The following is a 20,873-nucleotide window of genomic DNA, read 5'->3' as shown; positions in this document are numbered from 1 at the left end:
GCTCAATACTCCAGCATTTCCTCTATCTCCGCCTCATTCAGCTCATAGCCGTAAAAGCGGGAATAGTAATCGCGGATCTTCTTCTTTAAGGGATAGTCCCGGAAGGCCTCCGGATAGGCACAGCAGGCGAGCCAGGCATAGACTAAGGGCGCATCGGGATTTGGAGTAAACCAGCTCCACATTCCGAGTGTCGTATTATAGACTCTTTTGTTCTTCACCGCATCCAGGGAGGAGAAATCCGCACCTTCCACCGTATTGTTCAGGACCTCTTCGCTCCGGATCGGGGAAATCCCCGGCCCGTTCAGGAAGAGAAGCTCCGGATTCCAGCCGTAAATCTGCTCAAAGCTCGTCTGCGCAAAGCCCTGCGTCTCCTCCGCGACATTCCTAAGCCCCAGGTTCTGGAGCCAGAAATCCCCGAACACGCCCTTTCCCGCAACCTGCGGGGAGCCGTTGTTCAGGCGGAAGAGAATCATGGCGCTCGGCCTCTCCCCCTCCGGGATCGTCGCGATCCTCTCTCTCACATCCTTGACGATCTCATCCCCGTATGAGAGGAAGTCGTCCATCTTCCCCTTCTCGCCGAAGACCTCCTCCAAAAGCCGGAGCCAGTCCCGATAGCGGGTCAGAGGGTCGGGAGGGCCCTCCCCGCCCTTCACCGTCGCAAAGCCGACGCAGGGGATCCCCGTCTTGCTGAGAGCCTCGTAATGCTCCTTGTTCCCGGCATTATAGAGGATGATATCTGGCTTAAGCTCCATGATCGCCTCTACATTGAGATCTCCCTGCGCGTAGACGGTATTCGAGACGTCCATGAGCTCCGGGGAGATATCCTTCAGTACGGTCTTTGCAATGGAGTCCTTGAAGCTCCCGGCAAAGCCCACAAGATAAGGGGTCTTCCCCTTAAAATATGCCATATAGGTGGAGAGGATCGGAACCTGATCCACGACGACCCTCCGGATCTCGTTCGGGACCATCACGCGATTTCCCGCGTGATCCAGTATCTCATGGCTTTTGCTGTCGTTTTTCCCCTCCGCCTCGCTCTCTTCCTTTTTTCCTTCTCCCGTCTCTTCCCTCTTCTCTGTCTTCGTCTCCCCGACGGCGGAAGACGATCCCTCTCCGGCCCGGGAAGCACCCCCTCCCGGAGTTGCACAGGCGCAGAGAAGCAGAGCGGAAAGAAGCAGGGACAGCCCTTTCAGAAAAATCCTTTTCATATACCCTCCAGCTGTACTGTGACTCTAAAAGTTAATCACAACTAACTCATGGGCTCAGTTTATCTCATTCAAAGGGATAATTGTGTTGCATTGGCAACACAAAAAACCTTCGGACGGCGCCAGACCTGCTGCTCCGCCCGAAGGCTTTCCTTTTTCCTTATCTCTTATCTATTTTCCTGATCTCTTATCTGTTCTCCTCAGCGGATCGTCTCCAGCACCGCGAGGCTTTTGAAATGCTTTGGGATCGTCTCCAGAAGGAGAGCATCGACGTTTTCCGAAAATTCCCGAAACTGCTCCGGGCTCAGGAGAAAGGTATAGAGCTTTTGCAGCGGGCTGTCCAGGACATGGCGCCAGGCCATTTCGCAGCCCTTTCCCGCATGTCCCGGCGGGAGCTCGGTATACTCCCCGTTCAGAAAGAGCATGCGGAGCTCGAAAATCCTCCGGACGAGCTCATTTGGGATATTTTCCTTCAAAAGGGCACAGAGGGAGAGGTAGAGAAGCGAGACCATCTCCTCCGAAGGAAGGCCCTCCTGCGCACAGTAGTCCGAAAATTCCAGGAAATAGGAGCCGTAGCAGGCATTCGTCAGGTCCAGGGCGATCTCCGTGAAATAGCGGGCGATCGAGGCGGAGCGGAGATTATAGCCGCTTCGTCCTTTGGCAAGCTGAAAGCTTCCGAAGACGAAGGGCCGGCAGGCCGCCATAAGGGGGCTCCCCGGCTTCTTCGCGCCGGAGGCCCAGACTGTGATCTTCCCAAGCTCCTTTGTGAGGAGCGTGAGACATTTGTCATAGTCCCTGGAGGGGCGGGAGGAGAGGACAACCCCGCAAAGCTCCAGAATTTCTCCCTTCGGCAAGGCCTAGAGCGGCTCCTCCCGGTAGCCGTACTCCCGAAGATAAAGGGGATTTTCCCGCCAGTCCTTCCTCACCTTCACGAAAAGCTGAAGGTTCACCCTGCCCTCCAGAAGCTTCTCCATCTGGATGCGGGCTCCGCTGCCGATCCGCTTCAGCATGCTCCCTCCCCTTCCGATGATGATGCCCTTGTGCGCTTCCCTTTCGCATATAATGCTCGCCTTTATGTCCCAAAGGCCGTTCTTCCTCTGCCGCATCTCCTCGATTAAAACCGCGATGCCGTGCGGAACCTCCTGGTCCAGCTTATAGAGCGTCTGCTCCCGGATCAGCTCCGCCGCGATATCCCTAAGAGGCATATCCGTGACCGTATCCTCATCGTAGTAGCGGGGCCCCGGCGGAAGATTGCGAAAGATCGCGCTCTTCAGCTCCTCGATGTTCTTATGCTTATAGGCGGAGATCGGGATCAGCTCCGTCAGCTCCAAAAGATTCCGGTAAGCCTCTGTCAGCTGCGTCAGCTCCTCCTCATTCTTCAGGATATCGATCTTATTCACGACGAGGATTGTCTTCTTTTTACACTCCCGGAGAAGCCCGGCGATATACTCCTCCGCCTCTCCCGGAAGCTCTCCCGGCTCCACGAGCCAGAGGACGAGGTCCACGTCGCCGAGCGCCTTCTCCGCGACATGCTCCATGAACTCGGAGAGGCGGTTCCTCGCCTTATGGATGCCCGGTGTATCGTGAAAGATGATCTGTCCCCTCTCATCATCATAGACCCCCATAATGCGCTTTCTCGTGGTCTGCGGCCGCTTCGAGGTGATCGCGATCTTCTGCCCTATGACGGCATTCATAAGGGTGGACTTTCCGACATTCGGGCGGCCCGCCAGGCCTACAAAGCCCGATCTGATTCCTTCCATCCCGCTCTCCTTTCCTCCTTCCTCAAAGCTTCTCCACACTCTCAAAAAGCTCCCCTGCTCCGGAGACCTTCGCCGCAGACCCGATCGTGCAGGCCGCGCCGGTCGAGAGAATCTCCTCGATATAGGGGGCAAAGCTGCGGATCCTCTCTTCCGTAGTGTCCAGAAGCTCCTCCCTCTCTCTTTGCAGCATCTCGTCTGTGATATGACTCAAAAAGCAGCTGAGATTCCACATCGCTCTCGCATAATTTGTCTTTGGTGCATCCAGCTCCGAGACCGCACCGATGATATATTTCATCATCCCCCTCTCATCGCTTCGGAAGGAGCGGAGATAGTCCGGGAGCTCCGCGTAGACCTGCATCGTACTTCTGATATGCGGATCCCGATAGGAGACAAGATAGCCCTCCCCGGAGAGGGAGAAGCCGGACATGCAGCCATAGGCGTTTCCTCTCTCCCGCAGTCTCTTCCAAAGATACTCAAAGTTAAGGATATTCTTTAAGACGCGGAGCGCACCGGAATAGGGATGCCGTTTCCGATCGAATCTCCCGCACTGCGAGACGAAGTTCACCTGTGCCGTATCGCAGAAGCCCTCTCTCTTTGCTCCCCGCAGAGAAAGCTGGGCGCTCTCCCCGCTCTTCTCCTCCCTCTCTATCCCGGGGCTCAGAATCTTTTCGAGTAAGCTCTGCTCCCGCTCTCTCCTCTCATACTCCGAGAGCCAGTCCGGGAGGAGGCCGAGGAGCTTCTCCAGCTCTCCCTTCTCCGAGGCGGCGGAGAGGAAGAGATTCTTCGTCTCAAAGAGCTTCTCTGCGACGAGGGAGAGCTTCCGCATAACGTTCCCTCCCTTCTCTTCGAAATCCGCGAGACTTCTCTCCAGGAAGCGGTAATATTCGATCCCCGCGCTAAGCTCACGGTAGCGTCCCGCGGCGGAGAAGCCGGAGGAGGCGCGGCGAACCGCATAGCTGTGGCTCGCATTCTCAAGGCTCATCCTCTCCCTGGAGCGGCACTCATTTAAGATCTCCAGCATACGCTTCGGATCCTCCAGCTTCGTCGTGTGCAGGATCTCCTCGAGGAGGGAGAGCGCCTTTTCGATCTGATCGGGCAGTATCCTGCACTCCGCGGCGAAGAAGCCCCGATAGCGGAGGGGATCCTCAAGATCCGGATAGACCTCCATGTCGAAGCCGTAGTCCCCGGTATTCAGATAGAGCTCTGAAGCGAGGTCCCGGAAGTTATGCTTTTCCGTGTCCATATAGGCGAGGGCGCTCTTCAAAAATCCCGCATAGGGGAGCTCCTCCTCCGTGAGACAGGCAGTATTGAAGTTCAGCCTGAGATAGAGGATGCCGCGGCTCGGAAGCTCCGTCAGCAGGATGCTCCTCCCGGAAATTTCCTCCCGATGGAACGAGCTTCGCTCCGCCTCTCTCCCGATGTCCTCCCTCGAGAGAAGCGGCAGGCTTCGAAGCGCCTCCTCCGTATTTTTCTCCTCCTGATAGCGAAGGAGAGCTTCCTCATCCGATCGGATCTTCCTAAGCTCCGCCTCGGAGAGCCCCTCCCGGAAGGCGCGGAGCTTCGCGGAGAGCTCCGCCTCCCTCTTCTCAGAAAGCCCCGCCTCCGGGCGGAGCAGAACGAGACTTGCGTGCTTTTGATTGAGGAAGCTCTCCCGAAGCAGCGACTCAAAATAGCCCTTCTCCACCAGGGCGCGAAGCTCCCCGTAGAGCTTTCCGCAGTCCAGGAAGCGCCAGGGCTCTCCCCCGTAGAGCCAGCTGTCCAGTGCGCTCAGGCTATAGACCAGCCCCTTCGGCGTACGCCCGTAGTCCGCCTCCCGGTAGAGGAACTCATCGTGATTGATCGCGGAGAGCAGCGTCTTTTTGTCGATGCCCTCCTCCGCGAGCTTTCTGAGCGTCCCCCGGATGATCTCCTGAAATCTCCGCTCCTTTTTGGGATCCGTATTCTTTGCGATGACGGAGAAGTAGGGCTGCAGAATCCCGCCGGCGTAGCCTCCGAGGATATCCTCTCCGATTCCGGCGTCCAGGAGAGCCTGCTTGAGCGCTGCGCCCGGTGCGGAGAGAAGCGCATAGTCCAGGATCGAATAGGCCATGGAGCGCTTCGGGTCCAGTGCATCCTTAAGGACCATGCTGTAGGCCAGATAGCTTCTCCCCTCCGGCTTCTCCTCTCTCCCGATCGGATAGCAGTCCTCCTCCCTCCTCTTCCTCGGGAAGGCCTCCTGCACCCGGACCTCCGAGAGGGGATCGATGGCGTCAAAGCCGGAGAGATACTCCCGATCCAAAAAGCGAAGCTTCGCCTCCATGTCGAGATCTCCGTAGAGGATGATGTAGGAATTCGAGGGATGATAGAAGCGCTCGTGGAAGGCGCAGAAATTCTCATAGCTTAAATCCGGAATCGCCTCCGGATCCCCGCCGCTCTCATTCCCGTAGCAGCTCTTCGGAAAGAGAGAGTGCATGATGCGCCGCTCCAGCACAGACTCCGGATTGGAGAAGGCGCCCCGCATCTCATTGTAGACGACGCCGCTGTATCGAAGCTCCGCACCCTCATTTACAGTCTCATAATGCCAGCCCTCCTGCAGGAAGGTAAAGCGGTTCTTCCGGCAGTTCGGGTGAAAGACCGCATCCAGGTAGACGTCCATGAGATTGTCGAAATCCTTGTCGTTTGTGGAGGCGACCGGGTAGACCGTCTTGTCCGGATAGGTCATCGCGTTCAGATAGGTATTCAGAGAGCCCTTCACGAGCTCGATAAAGGGATCCTTCAGCGGGAATTTCTCCGAGCCGCAGAGCACGGAATGCTCCGTAATATGCGAAACCCCGGTCGAATCCTCCGCCGGAGTCCGGAAGCTGATGGAAAAAACCTTGTTTTTGTCCTGATTTTGAAGTGTCAGCACCCTCGCGCCGGACTTCTTATGGCGATATACGACCGCCTCCGTGTCCAGCTCCGAAATCCTCTTTCTCTCAAGCCTCTGATATTCTTTCACTCTTCTGTATTCCTTTCTGTCTTCGGCATAGAGCGCCCGTTTATGATCCCGGCCCGCATATTTCCGTCCGGATATTTCAGATCCGGTATTTGATCCGGTATATTGGATCAATTGTTCCGGATCAGATATTCCCGATCAGGCGGTCCTTGAAGAACTCCGCAACCTCCCTCACGAGAGTATGCGGAATCAGGAGCTCCTCGGTCTGTGCGGGTATGAGCTCAAGACTGCTGAGCCCGTAGCGCTTCGCAAAGCTTTCCGCCCGCAGAAACTGGCTCCTTGAGCATATGATCCCGACGCGAAGCGCTGACTGCGCTCTCGAAGGCGCTTCCTCCCTGCCCTCACTCTGCGCGGGGGAGAGCTCCGCCGCTTCTTCACTCTCCTTTTTCCTCTCCCTGTCCTCCTGTTCCGCGAGGATGCTCTCCGCCTGCTCCGAGGGAGAGACCGTTTCTTCCCCGCTCTCCCCCTTTTCGTCTCCGCTCTCCGACTCCCTTCCCTCCGGATTCACCTCGATCAGCTCCTCCGTATCACTGCCCGCGTCCGGGGAAAAATAGAGCCCGCCGTCCGGCTGCGTCTCCACGGAGTCCGGTTTCGAGAGATCCATCCGGCTCCCATCCTCAAAGAGGATGTATTGCTGCTTCTGCTCCGCGCGCTCCGACTCGTTGGACAGAATGGTCTGCACAGAGTAGCCGATCTTCTCCTGGAGAGAGGAGGAGTAGAACTCCATCAAAAGCTTCGAGGCCGGAACCCCGCGCTTTATCATATAATAATACATCACGCTCGCCTGCGTGCTCGTCCCGAACTTTCCCCGCCCTCCGGAGAGGATGAAGACCGTCCCGGGTGAGCTCCCCGCATAGTCTGCCGCCTTCTCCAGTCGGTCCTTCAGCGTGTCCGAGGCCTTATTGTGGCTAAGGTAGGTCCCCATGACGATCACATAGTCCAGTCCCGCCTCCGGCTTCTTCCTGGGCAGAAGGAGCAAAAGGGAGAGAAGGAGAAAGGAGACGAAGGAAAGCGCATAGCTCGTCATGAAAAAGACGAAAACTCTCTTTCCCCTCTCCCTGTTCTTCTCCCTCTGCCGCTTTTCCCAGCGCCAGAAAAGCGCCGTCAGAAGATTGAGAAGCGAGAAGAATGGCCAAAACCAGAGAAAGCCGATCATCCCGCAATGAAGCAGCAAAATGACAAAGTAGGAAAAAGAGGATATGGCAAGCATAAAAAACAGTAATTCCATAGTCTCCTATCCATCCCTTCGGAGGATGTCCCCCTCCTCCGGACAAGCTGTGAGTCGGAGCATGAGCTCCTGCCCCGCGTGCGGGCAGGAGTCCTGCGCGATCCCGCTCTCCTTGTCCCGGATCTCGAGTACGACTGCCGGGATATCTCTCCCGTCCGGCTTCATGATCCGAATCTCCTCTCCCACGGAAAATTTATTTTTCTGTCGAAGGGCGAAAAAACCTCCCGTCCCCGGCTCCCGCGCTCTTCCGAGATAGACGGAGGGCCTCTCATAGCTCTCCCTTTGGCCCTTGGCCCCGGGCTTCGGGGGGCCGAAGTAGAAGCCCGTCGAATATTCCCGGTGCGTGCATCTCTCAAGCTCGTCCCGGTAGCCGGGCAGCTTCCTCCGGTATTTCTCCGGGTCCTCGTAAAAATCGTCGATCGCCCTCCGGTAAGCCCTCCCGACGGTTGCGGTATAGAGCTCTGTCTTCATCCTCCCCTCGACCTTCAGAGAGTCGATGCCGGCTGAGAGGAGCTCCGGGATATGCCCGATCATGGAGAGGTCCTGAGAGCTTAGGATATAGGTCCCCCTCTCGTTCTCATAGACCGGAAAATATTCCCCCGGGCGCTTCTCCTCGACGAGACAGTAATTCCAGCGGCAGGGATGCGTGCATTCCCCATGGTTTGCGTCCCTCCCCGTCATGAAATCGGAGAGGAGGCATCTTCCGGAATAGGACATGCACATCGCCCCGTGCACAAAGGCCTCGATCTCAAGCGATGCGGGGATCCTCCTCCGGATCTCCGAGAGCTCCGAAAGAGAAAGCTCTCTTGCGGCCACGACTCTCTTTGCTCCGAGCCTGTGCCAAAAGAGAAAGCTCTCGTAGTTGGTGCAGTTCGCCTGGGTCGAGATGTGAAGCTCCATCTCCGGCATCTCCTCCCTTGCGAGAAGGAAGATCCCGGGATCTGCGATCAGCACCGCATCGACCCCGCTCCCCCGAAGCTCCCGGAAATACTCCCTGACACCGGAAAGATCCCCGTTTCTTGCGAGGATGTTCGCTGTCACATAGACTCTCGCCCCCCTCTCATGCGCATAGCGCACGCCGGAGAGGATCTCATCCATGCTGAAATTTCTCGCCTTTGCGCGAAGGCCGTAGGCCTCCCCTCCGAGGTAGACCGCATCCGCCCCGTAGCGAAGCGCTGTCTTCAGCCCCTCCGGCGATCCCGCCGGAAGAAGGAGCTCTGTCCGTCTCACTCTCTTCCCTTCCCTCTTTCTCTGTCTCTTCCCCGCTGCAAATACAGCTGTCCTTCTGCTTCCCGCATCCCTTCTCCGGGAGCTCTTCCCCCTCCGTCCTCTCCTTCCCTTTTTCCCAGCGAAGGGGAGACGCCCGCTCTGATCGGAGGGGAGGCGGGCTCCGCGGCCTCCGGGCAGCGCAAGCTGACCGAAAGTCCGTCTCCGACCGGGAGGACAGCCGTCCGAAGCTTCCTGCTGTGCGTGATCGAGAAAAGATAGTCTCTCATGCGCCTGTGTATGGTCCGGTCCCTCCTCGGGATCTCAAAGCGGCTCTTCGCGATCTCCCCGTCCAAAAGGACATTGTCACTTAAGAGGATGCCTCCCTCTGTGAGAAGGCGGAGAAGCGTCGGGAGCCAGACCGGGTACTGGGCCTTCGCCGCATCCAAAAAAATAAACGGAAATTTCTCCCCTCTTTCGGAAAGAGAGGAGAGGAGCTCCCCCGCGTCCCCCTCGAAGAGATCGATCCTGTCCGAAAAAGGGCTCCCCGCGATATTGGCCCTCGCCTCCTCCGCCCTTCTCGGGCAGCTCTCCACCGTGAGAATCCGCCCTCCCTCCGGTAGGAAGCCCGCCATGAAAAGAGCGGAGTAGCCTACCGCCGCGCCGAGCTCCAGCACCCTCTTCGGCCTTTTCAAAAGCAGAAAAAGCCGAAGAAGCGCCGCCGTCTCATCCCGTATGATCGGGACTGCCCCTGCCAGCGCTTCCCCCCGTATCTTCTCAAGGAAAGGCTCCTCCTCCCCCATCAGAGAACGAATGAAATCGAGAACATGCTCCTCTGTGATAATCCTATTTGCCTCCTCATTCTTTCCCCGCCGCTTTTTCCAAAGTCCGCTGCCCGGATCAAAGCCTTCTCCCTCCGGCTGCCATATAGATCATAAAGACACCGCTTCGCTCCATAACAGCGCTTGCATGGGGGACAGAAGACCTCCCGTTCCCGGGGATGAAAGCGGGGCGGGAAAATACTGCGCCCTTTCGGATCGATGCAGGAAGTCCGGCCGCTATCCTGCCCCGCGGCTGCTCTCTCCCTCTACCGGGGAGTCCCCGATCGTCACATCGGCCTCGTCTCCGGCAGCTTCCTGCGAGTCCTGGGAGTCCTGCGAAGCTCCCTCGGATTCCGCATCGTTTGTCAGAAGCTTCCGCTCCCGAAGCTCCGTGAGCTTCCGCCCCTCCTCCTTCAGATAATCGATGAGCTCCTTTATGGACATCGAGCGGTTCAGGGTATAGCTCCCCGGCACAAACTCCGCCTTATAGAGCCTCGACTGAAAGAGAAAGGCATCCTGATTATCGATGAGTCCCGCCTTTTCAAGCTTCTCCGCGATCGCGCGGCGGCTCTCCCCCTTCAGGATCTCAATGCTTGCCTCCGTCCCCGGCGGCTCCTCCATGGCGTGCTGATAGAGAAGGCCGTGCCCGTAGCGATAGGCCATGAGCGCGCCGATCTGCAAAAAGTAGATGACGAGCATAAAGAGGATGACCCGCCAGGCCGCTCCGATGATGGCTGAGGATACCGTTCTGACCGCTTTCCGTCTTCCCATCACAAGTCCCTAGACCTCCATAATCACCGGGAGTATGACCGGATTTCTCTTGATTCTCTTCCAGAGAAAATCCGCGAGACTGTCCTTTATGATATTCTTGATCTTCCCCCAGTCGTTCACGTGCCTCACGAGACAGTCATCCACGGCATCCTGCACCTGCACCCTGGCTTCCTCCATGAGATCCTCGGACTCCCTCACATAGACAAAGCCGCGGGAAATCAGGTCCGGACCGGCGAGAAGGTGCCCGGAATACTTCTCCAGCGTCAGCACGACGACGATAATCCCGTTCTGCGCGAGGTTCTGGCGGTCCCGGATCACGATGTTTCCCACATCTCCTACCCCGAGGCCGTCGACAAAGATCCCGCCCGCCTGGACATGATCCCTGATCTCTGCCTTCATCTCACCGGACTCGGCGGAAAACTGCAGTACATCGCCGTTCTCCAGGATGAGGCAGTTCTCCCTCTCGACACCGACCGCGGCGGCGAGCTCTGCGGCCGCCCTCCTGTGATGATACTCCCCGTGGACCGGGATCGCATACCTCGGCTTTACCAGGGAGTAGAGGAGCTTCAGATCCTCCGAGCAGGCGTGGCCGGAGACATGCGTGTCCTGCATGATCACCTGAGCATGCTGCTTCGTGAGCTCATTCACGACCTTGTCGACCGCGAGCTCATTCCCGGGGATCGGATGGGAGGACATGACAATCACATCGTTCGGTGTGATATGCACCTTCCTGTGCATCCCGCTCGCCATCCGGGACAGAGCCGCCATGGACTCCCCCTGAGAGCCCGTCGTGATGAGCACCGTCTTCTCATCCGGATAGTCCTTCAGATTCTCGATGTCAATGAGGGTCCCCTCCGGGATATTGATGTAGTGGAGCTCCGAAGCCACACTGATGACATTGACCATGGACCTCCCCTCGACGACGACCTTCCGCCCGTACTTCGCCGCGGTATTGATGATCTGCTGCACCCTGTCCACATTGGAGGCGAAGGTCGCGACCAGGATGCGGTTGTTCTTATGCTCCGCAAAAATCAGGTCGAAGGTTCTTCCGACCGTCCTCTCCGACATCGTGGAGCCGGGCTTTTCCGCATTCGTCGAATCCGAAAACATCGCGAGAACGCCGTTCTTTCCGAGCTCCGCAAAGCGCTGAAGATCGATCTGATCCCCGAAGACCGGCGTGTAATCGACCTTGAAGTCCCCCGTGTGGACCAAAACTCCGGCGGGCGTATAGATCGCGAGCGCCGCCGCATCCTGGATGGAATGGTTCGTCTTCACAAACTCCACCTTCAGGTCGCCGAAGTTCACGGTCTGCCCGAACTTCATGGTCTTCGTCTTCACGAGCTGATCCATCCCTCTCTCCACGAGCTTTCTCTCGATCAGAGCGAGGGTCAGCTTCGTCGCATAGACCGGGACATTGATCTGCTGCAGGACATAGGGGAGCGCGCCGATATGATCCTCATGTCCGTGCGTAATGACGAAGCCCTTGATCTTCTCCATCTTGCTCTTAAGATAACTGATATCCGGGATGACCAGGTCGATCCCCAGCATATCGTCGGAGGGAAAGGAGAGACCGCAGTCCACGATGATCAGGCTCTCCTCCGTCTCAATGGCCGTGATATTCATGCCGATCTGATCCAGGCCCCCGAGGGGAATCACTCTCACAGAGCCTCCTGCCCCTGCCCTTGCCCCCTTCGTCTGCTGCTCCGTCTGCCTTCTGCCGCCGTGCTCTGCCGATCTCGTTCTATCCGCACGGCCTCCCGTTCTTCCCATGCTCTCTGAATGCAGAAGCTGCACTGTTCTTCCTCTTCTTGTCTCCGTCGTCTTCAATTCTTTCGTTTTTTCCGTCACTTCTCTCATTGCCTCTCTTATACATCGTATTATGTATACTTATCCTTTATCATTGTGCCTGTCTTTGGCACGGATCTTAACGGTACATTCTCTGCCGCTTTTCCCGCCCGGCAAAGAACGCTCTCGCTCCGACTGCCGCGGCCAAGGCGCGGCGGCCATGACTGAGTCTCCATCCTGTGAGCGCCCCCTGTCTCTGAGCATGCTCCGCCAGAAGGCTCAGCCTTCCTCCGTCTCGAAGCGGATTCCCTCGTCCTCCAGGAGCTTCGAAAAGAGCTCCATGACGGCTTCCGCCTCCTCATCCTCCGCAAAGACGTAGCTCGCCTCCTCGGCATCCTCCGGAGAGATGTCCTTCATAATATAGCAGGATCCGTCCTCTTCTCCCTCGGTATCCGCCGCCAAAATATAATGCCGTCCCTGCAGCACTGTCTCCTCCAGAACCTCAAGCTCCAGCTCCCCGTCCTCAGAGCGCAGTCTGATTCTCCCGTTCTCCATCCGTCCTCTCCGTCTCCCCGTAAAATCCGCTTGCTGTCTCCGCCGGAAGGAAGCCCTTCTCATCCCCCGCCTCTCCTTCCGGCTCTTCCATGTCTCCAGAATAAGCTGCGCGGCGACCTGATCGATCATCCGCTTCTGCTCTTCCCTGGGGACCCCGCTCTCATCCAGAATCTCCCGGGCGGCGATCGTCGTCAGGCGTTCATCCACCCACTCAATCGGCACCAAAACCCGCTTCGCCAAAAGCGCGGCAAATTCCCGGGCCTTCTCTGCCCTTTCCCCCTCCGTCTCATCCATATTCAAGGGAAGCCCGATGACGATACGCTCCACGGAGAGCTCCGAAACGAGCGCCGCAATCTCCTGCAGACTCCGGCGGAGCTTTCCCTCCCGTTCCCTGAAAATCGTCCGAAGCGGCTGCGCAATCAGACCACTCGGGTCCGTGACCGCGACTCCGATCGTTTTCGCCCCATAGTCCAGCCCCATAATCCGCATAAATCACCAAAATTCAAAGTCCGCGGAGACAAAGCCCGCAAGGAAAAGGCGGAAGCTGTCCCCTTCATCTGCAAAGGGAGTCCACCGGCAGGACACCGGACGAACTCCCTCTCTCCCCGGGGACATCCCGCGGCCCCTCATCATCCCCTCGGCCGCCGCTTCTATCCGCTTCTATTTCTATCCGCTTCAATCAACTGAGCCGCGACTCCACATAGGCGGACATCAGCTCCTCCAGAATCTCATCCCTCTCCACCTTCATAATGAGGCTCCTCGCCCCCTTATGGCTCGTGATATAGGTCGGATCTCCCGACATGATATACCCGACAATCTGATTGATCGGGTTATATCCCTTCTCTGTGAGGGCCTCATAGACTCTCCGGAGAACCTCAGTCACATCCAGACTGTTGTCCTGCATGGGCCTGATAATCTGTGTGCTGCTAAAATCTTTATTCATGCCGTCACGTCCTTTTTACGCCTCTTTTTATTCTATCTCATTTGAACGGCCTTCGCAAGAACATATCTGCCACATAATTTTTCGCCGAGCGCCGAAATTATTTCGCCAACTTTACCCGGCTCCCCCTCTGCTTCCCCACAGGGAATCAGGAACCTGACGTATTCCCTGTTGAAGCCGGCGAGATATCCTCTCCCCTCCCATTCTATCCTCTCCTCAAGGAGGACGCTCTCCCGCCTCCCGAGGAAGCGCCTCCGAAATTCCGCCGAGCGCTCCCGGTCAAGAGCGATAAGACGCGCCGAGCGCTCCGCCTTCACCTTCTCCGGGACCTGTCCCTTCATCCGCTCCGCTGCGGTTCCCCTCCTCCTCGAATATTTAAAGACATGAAGCTCATAGAAGCCGATCTCTGAAATAAAGCGAAGGCTCTCCGAAAAGTCCTCCTCCGTCTCCCCGGGAAAGCCGACAATCACATCCGTGGTGAGAGCCGCATCCGGAAAGCTCTCCCGGATGATCTTTGCGCTCTCCCGGAAGGCCGCGCTGTCGTAATGGCGGTTCATCGCCCGGAGCGTCCGGTCCGAGCCGCTCTGCAAAGAGAGGTGAAAATGGGGGCAAAATTCCGGGATCCCGGAGAGAGCACGCACGAAGTCCCTGCTGATGATCCTGGGCTCCAGACTCCCGAGCCGAACTCTCTCTATCCCGCTCACAGAGGCCACCTCCCGTATGAGAGAAAGAAGGCTCTCCGAGGGAAGGGCGGCGTTAAAGGCTCTCTCCCGTCTCTCTCTGTCCCCGCAGCTCTCCATCCCATAGGAGGAGAGGTGGATCCCCGTCAGAACGATCTCGCGGTAGCCTCCCTCGGAGAGCGCCCGGACCTCCCGCAGAATATCCGGAAGAGCCCTGCTCCGGATCTCTCCCCGGAGATAGGGTATGATGCAATAGCTGCAAAACTGCCCGCAGCCGTCCTGAACCTTCAGAAACGCCCTCGCTCTCTCCGTCCTCCCCCCGGCGGAAAACTCCTCATAGCCATGGACAGAGCGGAGATCGAAGCAGACCGGGGTCCGATCTCCCCGGAGGTAGTCCGAAAGGAGCTCCGCGATCCTCCCCTTCCCCGCATTCCCGATGAGAAGGTCTACGCTCCCGTCGGAAAGGAGCTCCTCCTTCCGCGCCTGCACATAGCAGCCGGTCCCCACCACGATCGCATCCGGATTCTTCGCCCGTGCCCTGTGAAGCATCTGCCGGGACTTTTTGTCCGCGATATTGGTGACGGAGCAGGTATTGATGAGATAGATATCCGCCCTCTCCTCCCAGGGGACGATGCGGGCCCCCGCATTCTCAAGTTCCCGGAGCATCGCCTCCGCCTCGTAGGCGTTCACCTTGCATCCCAGATTGTGCACCGCCACAGAAAGTCCCCTGATCTCCATCGTTTTTCCCGCTCTCTCCCCCCGCTCTCTCACGTCACTTTCTCCCCGCCATACGGCAATGCAGTATGGACGTTTCCCTCCGGATATGCTACATTACTTACGAAATATCGTCAATGGGCGGTCAAGCTGCAGCGGGCAAAAGAGTCCTGCCGGGCCGTCCGGACAAAAGGAGGGAACATGAAAACCGTTCGCATCTCATTGAATTCCATCGATAAAGTAAAGTCCTTCGTCAACGATCTCGTCCGCTTCACGGACGTGGACTTCGACCTCGTATCCGGCCGCTATGTCATTGACGCAAAGTCCATCATGGGGATCTTTTCCCTGGACCTCTCGAAGCCGATCGACTTGAACATCCACGCCGACGCAAACCGCATGGACGAGATCCTCTCCGTCTTAAAGCCCTACATCATCGGCGCGTAACGGAGGCCTATGCTTTATCACAGCTTTTTGATCAAATACTCGGAGATCGGAACCAAGGGGAAGAACCGCTATGTCTTTGAGGACGCGCTGGTACACGATATCCGGAGGAAACTGAAGAGGGCGGAGGGCTCCTTCCGCGTCACGAGAGAGCGCGGCAGAATCTATGTGAGCTCAAAATCCGAGGACTATGACCCGGAGAGCCTCATCGAAGCGCTTCGCCATGTCTTCGGCATCATCGGCATCTGCCCCATGGTCCAGTTTGAAAACGACGGGAATATCGAGAGCCTGAAGCGGGAGGTCCTCTCCTACTGGGGAGAGCTCTACCGCGGAAAGAAAAAAAGCTTCAAGGTCTATACGAGAAGAGCCGACAAGAGCTTTCCGCTCAGCTCCCCGGAGATCGACGCGGAGCTCGGGCACGAAATCCTCGACGCCTTCCCGGAGAGCTCCGTCGACGTCCATAATCCCGAGGTCCGCCTCCACGTGGAGATCCGCCAGTTCATCAATCTCTACTCCGAGATCATCCCGGGTCCCGGAGGCATGCCCCTTGGCACAAACGGAAAGGCGATGCTGCTCCTCTCCGGGGGGATCGACTCCCCGGCCGCAGGCTATATGATCGCAAAAAGAGGCGCGCTCATCGAGGCCTGCTATTTTCATGCGCCTCCCTATACCTCGGAGCGGGCAAAGCAGAAGGTCGTAGACCTCGCGGAAAAGCTCTCCCGCTACGCGGGTCCCGTCGCACTCCACGTCGTGAACTTCACGGAGATCCAGCTTGCGATCTACGAGAAATGTCCCCACGACGAGCTGACCATCCTGATGAGACGCTATATGATGCGGATCGCGGAGAGAATCGCGGAAAAGCGGGACTGCATCGGGCTCATCACAGGCGAATCCATCGGCCAGGTCGCAAGCCAGACCATGCAGAGCCTCGTATGCACCAATGAGGTCTGCCGCCTTCCGGTCTACCGCCCCCTGATCGCCTTCGATAAGCAGGAGATCGTCGATATCGCGGAGAGGATCGGGACCTACGAGACCTCGATCGAGCCCTACGAGGACTGCTGCACCATCTTTGTCGCGCGTCACCCGGTCACAAAGCCCGTACCGGAAAAGATACGAAGCTCCGAGGAGAGGCTCCTCCCGGAGATCGAAGCCATGACGGATAAGGCCGTCGAAGAGGCGGAGCTCATACTCTGCCGCTAGAAGCCGTGTTGCTTTTTCTGCCGTTTGTCCTCCCGGTACAGAACGCTCTCGCTCCGGCTGCCGCGACCCGCGGCGAGTAAGCGCAGAAGTCTGCCATCAGGCAGACTCGGAGCGTACCTGACCACTTCTCGAAGAGAACTGTCTCCCGAAGGGAGATCGGCTGATGCCTCCCGGGCGAAGCCGAGTCGCTGAGCTGCGGATGCGGCGAAGCAAGAGCGCAGAAGTCTGCCATCAGGCAGACTCGGAGCGTACCTGACCACTTCTCGAAGAGAACTGTCTTCCGAAAGGAGATCGGCTGATGCCTCCCGGGCGAAGCCGAGTCGCTGAGCTGCGGATGCGACGAAGCAAGAGCGCAGAAGTCTGCCATCAGGCAGACTCGGAGCGTACCTGACCACTTCTCGAAGAGAACTGTCTCCCGAAGGGAGATCGGTTGATGCCTCCCGGGCGAAGCGCCGAGGCGGCATGGGCCACGGTCTCACAATCCGGATACTGCATGCGGCTCAAATGCCGGATTGCAGGCTGCCGTCGGCATCAGCGGCGGACTCCGCCTCTTTCCGGCGCTATCGCTCCTTCCAGTAGCGGAGAAGCTCCTCTGCCTTCCCTCTCTTATTCCGATAATCCTCCTCCGATAAGAGGTAGTAATGATAGGAGGCGCCGCGGATCACGGTATCCTTTACAAAGCGAAATCCCATCCGTTTTGTAAGGCTGTTCATAATCCGGTTGTCCGCGCGGTCCTCGTTGATCACGCTTTGGACCTTAAGCCGGTCGAAGGCAAAGTCCAGGCTCAGAAGCTCCGCCTCTACCGCATAGGGCGCTTCTCCGGATCGGGTCTCGTCGATCATAAAGCTCCCCTGCGTGAGAGAGGAGCCGTCGGGCGCGATGTCATAGAGCCGGATCGTCCCGATGAAATCCCCCTCCTTTCGAAAAAGGCACCAGTAGATATCGTCCTCCCGGAGAAGATAGCTCTCCCCCCAGGCAAGCTGAGACTCCGGTGTGATCTCCTCATTCTGTGCGAGAAAGTGTCGATTTCTCTCCCGGTTTCTAAGCCGCACGATCTCCAAAGAAAGGTCCGCCCGGTAGGGCACAAGATCGAGGAAGAGCCCCTCGATCTTTTTTTCTCGGTATTCTCTTATGATATCTCCGATCCTGCGCTCTCTGTTCTCTGCCATTTCCTCTCCTTCCGAAACGAAATCTCCCGCTTTTTTCCTCTCCGGCACCACTTCAGATTGAGCTCCCCTCGGGATAAAGGATTTCTCTTCCTCTCTCTGAGGTCTCTAGCCCCGGAGCAGAAGGTTCTGCCCGTTCACCCTGTCACTCGCCGGGGAGAGCAGATATTCCATCGCGGGCGTCACCTCGGAGGGCTTCAGCATGTGCTCGCGGACGCCGCTGATTTCGAGAAGTCTCTCGTCGATTTTACGAAGGAACTTCGTATCCATCACACTCGGGGAGACGGCATTGAAATTGATCCGCTTTCCCTCGTAGTCCGAGGCCAGAGAACGCATGAGACCGAGGAGAGCATACTTCCCGACCGTATACTTTACGGTGTATTTTGCGGGGAGACCGACCGTATTCTCAGAAAGCATGAAGAGCACCTTCCCGTTTCTCTCTCCCTTTGTCATCTTAGGGAGGAAGGCCGCGAGGATCTGCATGATGGAGTGGAGCTGAAGCTCCATATCGTGAAGGACGCTCTCCCAGCGGATATCCTTCAGCTTTTGAAATTCATAGAGATCCGCCGGAAGGTGGACGATGTGAGTCGGCGAGGAGCAGATTTCCCTCACCTCCCCGATCAGCCCTTCCACCTCCTCCGAAAGGGAGAGATCCGCCTGTAAAGCTCGGAGCTGATTCCCGTTCTTCATTTCGATTTCCCGGAGGACATCCGGATGGCTCCGGTAATGCGAGAGAAAGAGAGCCTCCCTCTCCTTTTCGTTCAGAGAGCGGATCAGAGCGCTCCCGATCTCAGAAGACGCCCCCAGGATCAGATAGATATTATTCATAAAAGCCCACCGTAATTGCCGCCTTCGAAACCCTCTCGCCTCTTTGGTTTCGGATGACAGCGGAAATTCTGACTCTCCGAAAGAGCTCGTCCTTCTCCCGGACGGTCCCTGTGATCAGAAGCTGATCCCCGATATAGACCGGTTTATGAAAGGAGGTATCGAGCTCCTGAAGGATGCACTTCTCCCCGGGGAGATAGACCCCGACCAGCGTGGAATAGAAGGAGGCCGTCAGCATCCCGTAGACCAGTCTCCCGGAGAAGCCCTTGCTCTTGGCGATTCCCCCTTCCATATGCATGGGATTATTGTCCCCGCTGATCCGGTAGAAAAGCTCCATCATCTCTTCCGTGACGGTCCTTTGGAAGCTCTCCTTCATCCCGGGCTCGAGGCTCTCGTAGCTGTAGTGCTTCATCCCTTCTTTCTCTCGATCAGGGCGGCGAACTCCCCGACATTCTTTGCGGAGCGGATCTCATCCGTTGTGAAGCGGACACCGAAGCGCTTCTCGATCTCCGCGATCAGCTGCATATGGCTCAGAGAATCCCAGTCCTCGATATCCGCCGCCGTGGTCTCCTCTCCTATCGTAAGCTCCTCATCGTCAAATACATCCCGGAAAATATCCTGGAGCAGCTCCATCGTCTTCATCGCATCATTCCTCCTCTATGTAATAAGTCCCTGCGGGGATCTCTCCGCCCGGAAGCTCCAGGCGGTAGCGCCTCCCTCCTTCTCCATCCTCGCCCTCCAAAGAGAAGCCGAGCTCCGGCAGAAGCCCCTCCACCATTCGGTTTTTCTTCGTGGGAAGATACTCCGCTCTCAGCTCCGAAATTCCCTGCTCTTTGAGAAGCGAGAGGATCTTTTGAAAGGTATAGTTTTCCACTCCCTTTTTCAGAACGCGGCAGCTCATCACCCAGCTGTCGATAAAGCAGCTCTTCCCCTCAGATCGAAGGATGATGCAGGCGATGATGCCATAGTCACTGAAGCGGTCTCGGAGAGAGACCGTGTAGAGCCCGAAGGCGGGATCCTCCATCATCTCCCCGATCTGCGCCTCGGAGTAGCGCCTCGTCCTCAGATTAAACTGATTCGACTTATTGATGAGCTGGGAAAAGCGCTCTCTGGAATTCTCCGAAAGCGGTAGGAAGGAGGCCTTCATGGCGAGCTCCCTGAGATATTCCCCGTAGTCATCCAGGCTTTGCAGAAGCTCCTCCCGCTTCCGGTTGTCCGCATAGGATTTGGAGCGGCTGATGTCCTCCTTCGTGAGCTGCAGCCAGTCAAAGGCGTGGAAGCGGTCCAGAGCCCGGACATAGAGAGCCGGATCCTCCGGGACATCGACCACCGCGACCTCCGGCAGGAACTTTTCCACGATCGCCCGCTCGGTTGGATTATCGTCGAAGAAGACCAGAGAATCCAGACCGATATTGAGCTTTTCCGAGATCAGGCGGAGATTGGACGCCTTATCATTCCAGTTTGCGACAAAGCAGGAGATGTCATCATAGCAAAGGACCATATGCTGGTTCTTCTCGAAGGCCTCTCTCGCAAGATCCTCCTCATTCTTACTGCATACCGCGAGGATCACGCCCCGCTTCTTCAGTAAAAGGATGTATCGCTGAAAGGCGAGAAATGCCTCCCCCACCGCGTCATTGGGATCGAGATTGATCCCCTCATAGCCGAGATCTCCGACCGTCCCGCCCCAGAGCGTATTGTCGAGATCCAGTACCAGGCACTTTCTGACCTTCCCCGAGAGGGCGCGGAGCTGACGTCGGATGAGATCGCAGAAATCCCCGATGTACTGCAGAGAAAAGCCGGACTTATTCAGAAAATACGCCGTCTCATCGAACCAGTTTTTCTTTCCGACATAGGAGGCGAGCGCATCCACGGCGAGGATCGTCACATAGCCCGAACGGGATGCTCCAAGTAAGGCGTTGACCCTCCGAAGATAAGCGGTCCTGGAAAAGCCGCAGTTTGCCTCAAGATTTCCAAGCTGCTCCGAAAAGGGCAGCACCAGATCGGAGAGAAGGATCTGCGCTGCGGGAAGCTTCTCGTGGATCCTCTCGCAGAGCCCGAGAAAATAGCCCGCACTCTCCCTTGCCATCCTCTCCGTCTCCTCCTCGGAGGAGAAAAGCTCCGGATATGCCGGAATATCCCGAAGCTCCGGAAGCAAAACGACATAATCCGGAGCAAAGCGGTAGAAGGGGGAATCCGAATCCAGAACATCCATCCGGATCCCATCGTACTCCCCCTCGTAGATCCTCGGATTCTGCCCATCCGAAAGGAGAAGCGCGCGGAGCACGGACACAATCAGCTGGATACTGTTCGTCCCGAGCACTGCGATCCGGGGAACATCTCCCTCCCCCTGCTTCTCCGCCCTTCTCGCAGCCTTAAGCATCGAAGAAAAATCGCTGACATCCCTTGTCAGCTCCTTCCATTTTGCAAGATCCTCTGCCAAGATATCCCTCCCCGCGGAAATAAAGCCGACACGGATCGACCCGAAAGCTCCTTCCCATACGCTCAAAACGTTATTATCATATCATAAGAAGAGGCACAGGAAAACACCAATTTCCTGTGCCTCTTCTTAACACCGCATCTTCTAGCATGAATGCCTTGTAAGCAA

Annotated in this window: 19 protein-coding genes; 2 read left to right on the top strand and 17 right to left on the bottom strand. The window is 57.2% G+C overall.

What is annotated here, in order from left to right; genetic code table 11:
- Positions 1 to 2: 2 nt before the first annotated feature.
- The 12 genes from GCWU000341_RS02765 to mtaB all read right to left on the bottom strand — a co-directional run bounded on the left by GCWU000341_RS02765 (position 3) and on the right by mtaB (position 14,660).
- On the bottom strand, positions 3 to 1,205 hold the full coding sequence (locus GCWU000341_RS02765; protein WP_009214199.1) for an ABC transporter substrate-binding protein: 1,203 nt from the start codon (positions 1,203 to 1,205) through the stop codon (positions 3 to 5).
- A gap of 197 nt (positions 1,206 to 1,402) precedes the next feature.
- Positions 1,403 to 2,056 (bottom strand): DNA repair protein RecO, encoded by a 654-nt coding sequence (gene recO, locus GCWU000341_RS02760; RefSeq protein ID WP_009214197.1) that lies wholly within the window; start codon positions 2,054 to 2,056, stop codon positions 1,403 to 1,405.
- 3 nt (positions 2,057 to 2,059) lie between these two features.
- A complete protein-coding gene (gene era / locus GCWU000341_RS02755; protein ID WP_040653314.1) occupies positions 2,060 to 2,962 on the bottom strand; it encodes a GTPase Era in 903 nt (300 codons plus the stop codon).
- Positions 2,963 to 2,984: 22 nt separating this feature from the next.
- Positions 2,985 to 5,939, bottom strand: coding sequence for an insulinase family protein (locus tag GCWU000341_RS02750; RefSeq protein ID WP_040653312.1), 2,955 nt, complete (start codon positions 5,937 to 5,939; stop codon positions 2,985 to 2,987).
- Positions 5,940 to 6,060: 121 nt separating this feature from the next.
- A complete protein-coding gene (locus GCWU000341_RS02745) occupies positions 6,061 to 7,164 on the bottom strand; it encodes a YdcF family protein (protein ID WP_009214194.1) in 1,104 nt (367 codons plus the stop codon).
- Positions 7,165 to 7,170: 6 nt separating this feature from the next.
- Positions 7,171 to 8,394 (bottom strand): peptidase U32 family protein, encoded by a 1,224-nt coding sequence (locus tag GCWU000341_RS02740; RefSeq protein ID WP_009214193.1) that lies wholly within the window; start codon positions 8,392 to 8,394, stop codon positions 7,171 to 7,173.
- Positions 8,391 to 9,173, bottom strand: coding sequence for an O-methyltransferase (locus GCWU000341_RS02735; protein ID WP_009214192.1), 783 nt, complete (start codon positions 9,171 to 9,173; stop codon positions 8,391 to 8,393). The genes GCWU000341_RS02740 and GCWU000341_RS02735 overlap by 4 nt, the downstream gene beginning before the upstream one ends.
- Before the next feature lie 255 nt (positions 9,174 to 9,428).
- Positions 9,429 to 9,962, bottom strand: a complete 534-nt coding sequence (locus tag GCWU000341_RS02730) for an endolytic transglycosylase MltG (protein ID WP_009214191.1) — start codon at positions 9,960 to 9,962, stop codon at positions 9,429 to 9,431.
- Positions 9,963 to 9,971: 9 nt separating this feature from the next.
- The gene (locus GCWU000341_RS02725) at positions 9,972 to 11,819 is read right to left on the bottom strand and encodes a ribonuclease J (protein ID WP_009214190.1); all 1,848 of its coding nucleotides are present in this window, start codon (positions 11,817 to 11,819) and stop codon (positions 9,972 to 9,974) included.
- Between the two features lie 207 nt (positions 11,820 to 12,026).
- The gene (gene ruvX, locus GCWU000341_RS14160; protein ID WP_009214188.1) at positions 12,027 to 12,791 is read right to left on the bottom strand and encodes a Holliday junction resolvase RuvX; all 765 of its coding nucleotides are present in this window, start codon (positions 12,789 to 12,791) and stop codon (positions 12,027 to 12,029) included.
- 190 nt (positions 12,792 to 12,981) lie between these two features.
- A complete protein-coding gene (locus GCWU000341_RS02715) occupies positions 12,982 to 13,245 on the bottom strand; it encodes an IreB family regulatory phosphoprotein (protein ID WP_009214186.1) in 264 nt (87 codons plus the stop codon).
- A gap of 32 nt (positions 13,246 to 13,277) precedes the next feature.
- Positions 13,278 to 14,660, bottom strand: coding sequence for a tRNA (N(6)-L-threonylcarbamoyladenosine(37)-C(2))-methylthiotransferase MtaB (mtaB, locus tag GCWU000341_RS02710; RefSeq protein WP_009214185.1), 1,383 nt, complete (start codon positions 14,658 to 14,660; stop codon positions 13,278 to 13,280).
- 177 nt (positions 14,661 to 14,837) lie between these two features.
- On the opposite strand from mtaB, the gene GCWU000341_RS02705 reads away from it, so the two are divergent.
- Both GCWU000341_RS02705 and thiI read left to right on the top strand, forming a co-directional pair.
- Positions 14,838 to 15,080, top strand: coding sequence for a PTS sugar transporter (locus tag GCWU000341_RS02705; RefSeq protein WP_009214184.1), 243 nt, complete (start codon positions 14,838 to 14,840; stop codon positions 15,078 to 15,080).
- A 9-nt stretch (positions 15,081 to 15,089) separates the two neighbouring features.
- The gene (thiI, locus tag GCWU000341_RS02700) at positions 15,090 to 16,277 is read left to right on the top strand and encodes a tRNA uracil 4-sulfurtransferase ThiI (protein WP_009214183.1); all 1,188 of its coding nucleotides are present in this window, start codon (positions 15,090 to 15,092) and stop codon (positions 16,275 to 16,277) included.
- A 560-nt stretch (positions 16,278 to 16,837) separates the two neighbouring features.
- Here thiI and GCWU000341_RS02690 read toward each other — a convergent pair.
- From GCWU000341_RS02690 to GCWU000341_RS02670, 5 genes are all read right to left on the bottom strand, one after another.
- The gene (locus tag GCWU000341_RS02690) at positions 16,838 to 17,446 is read right to left on the bottom strand and encodes a GNAT family N-acetyltransferase (RefSeq protein WP_155812572.1); all 609 of its coding nucleotides are present in this window, start codon (positions 17,444 to 17,446) and stop codon (positions 16,838 to 16,840) included.
- 105 nt (positions 17,447 to 17,551) lie between these two features.
- Positions 17,552 to 18,271 (bottom strand): SDR family oxidoreductase, encoded by a 720-nt coding sequence (locus tag GCWU000341_RS02685; RefSeq protein ID WP_009214180.1) that lies wholly within the window; start codon positions 18,269 to 18,271, stop codon positions 17,552 to 17,554.
- Positions 18,264 to 18,680, bottom strand: a complete 417-nt coding sequence (locus GCWU000341_RS02680) for a MaoC family dehydratase (protein ID WP_009214179.1) — start codon at positions 18,678 to 18,680, stop codon at positions 18,264 to 18,266. Before GCWU000341_RS02680 ends, GCWU000341_RS02685 begins: the two co-directional genes overlap by 8 nt.
- Positions 18,677 to 18,910 (bottom strand): acyl carrier protein, encoded by a 234-nt coding sequence (locus GCWU000341_RS02675; RefSeq protein ID WP_009214178.1) that lies wholly within the window; start codon positions 18,908 to 18,910, stop codon positions 18,677 to 18,679. The genes GCWU000341_RS02680 and GCWU000341_RS02675 overlap by 4 nt, the downstream gene beginning before the upstream one ends.
- A gap of 4 nt (positions 18,911 to 18,914) precedes the next feature.
- The gene (locus GCWU000341_RS02670) at positions 18,915 to 20,708 is read right to left on the bottom strand and encodes an HAD-IIIC family phosphatase (protein ID WP_050761873.1); all 1,794 of its coding nucleotides are present in this window, start codon (positions 20,706 to 20,708) and stop codon (positions 18,915 to 18,917) included.
- Positions 20,709 to 20,873 lie beyond the last annotated feature (165 nt).

The organism is Oribacterium sp. oral taxon 078 str. F0262, from assembly GCF_000160135.1.
GTDB lineage: Bacteria > Bacillota > Clostridia > Lachnospirales > Lachnospiraceae > Oribacterium.
Note: the sequence above shows the minus strand (reverse complement) of the source record. Positions and strands in the feature narration are given on the sequence as shown.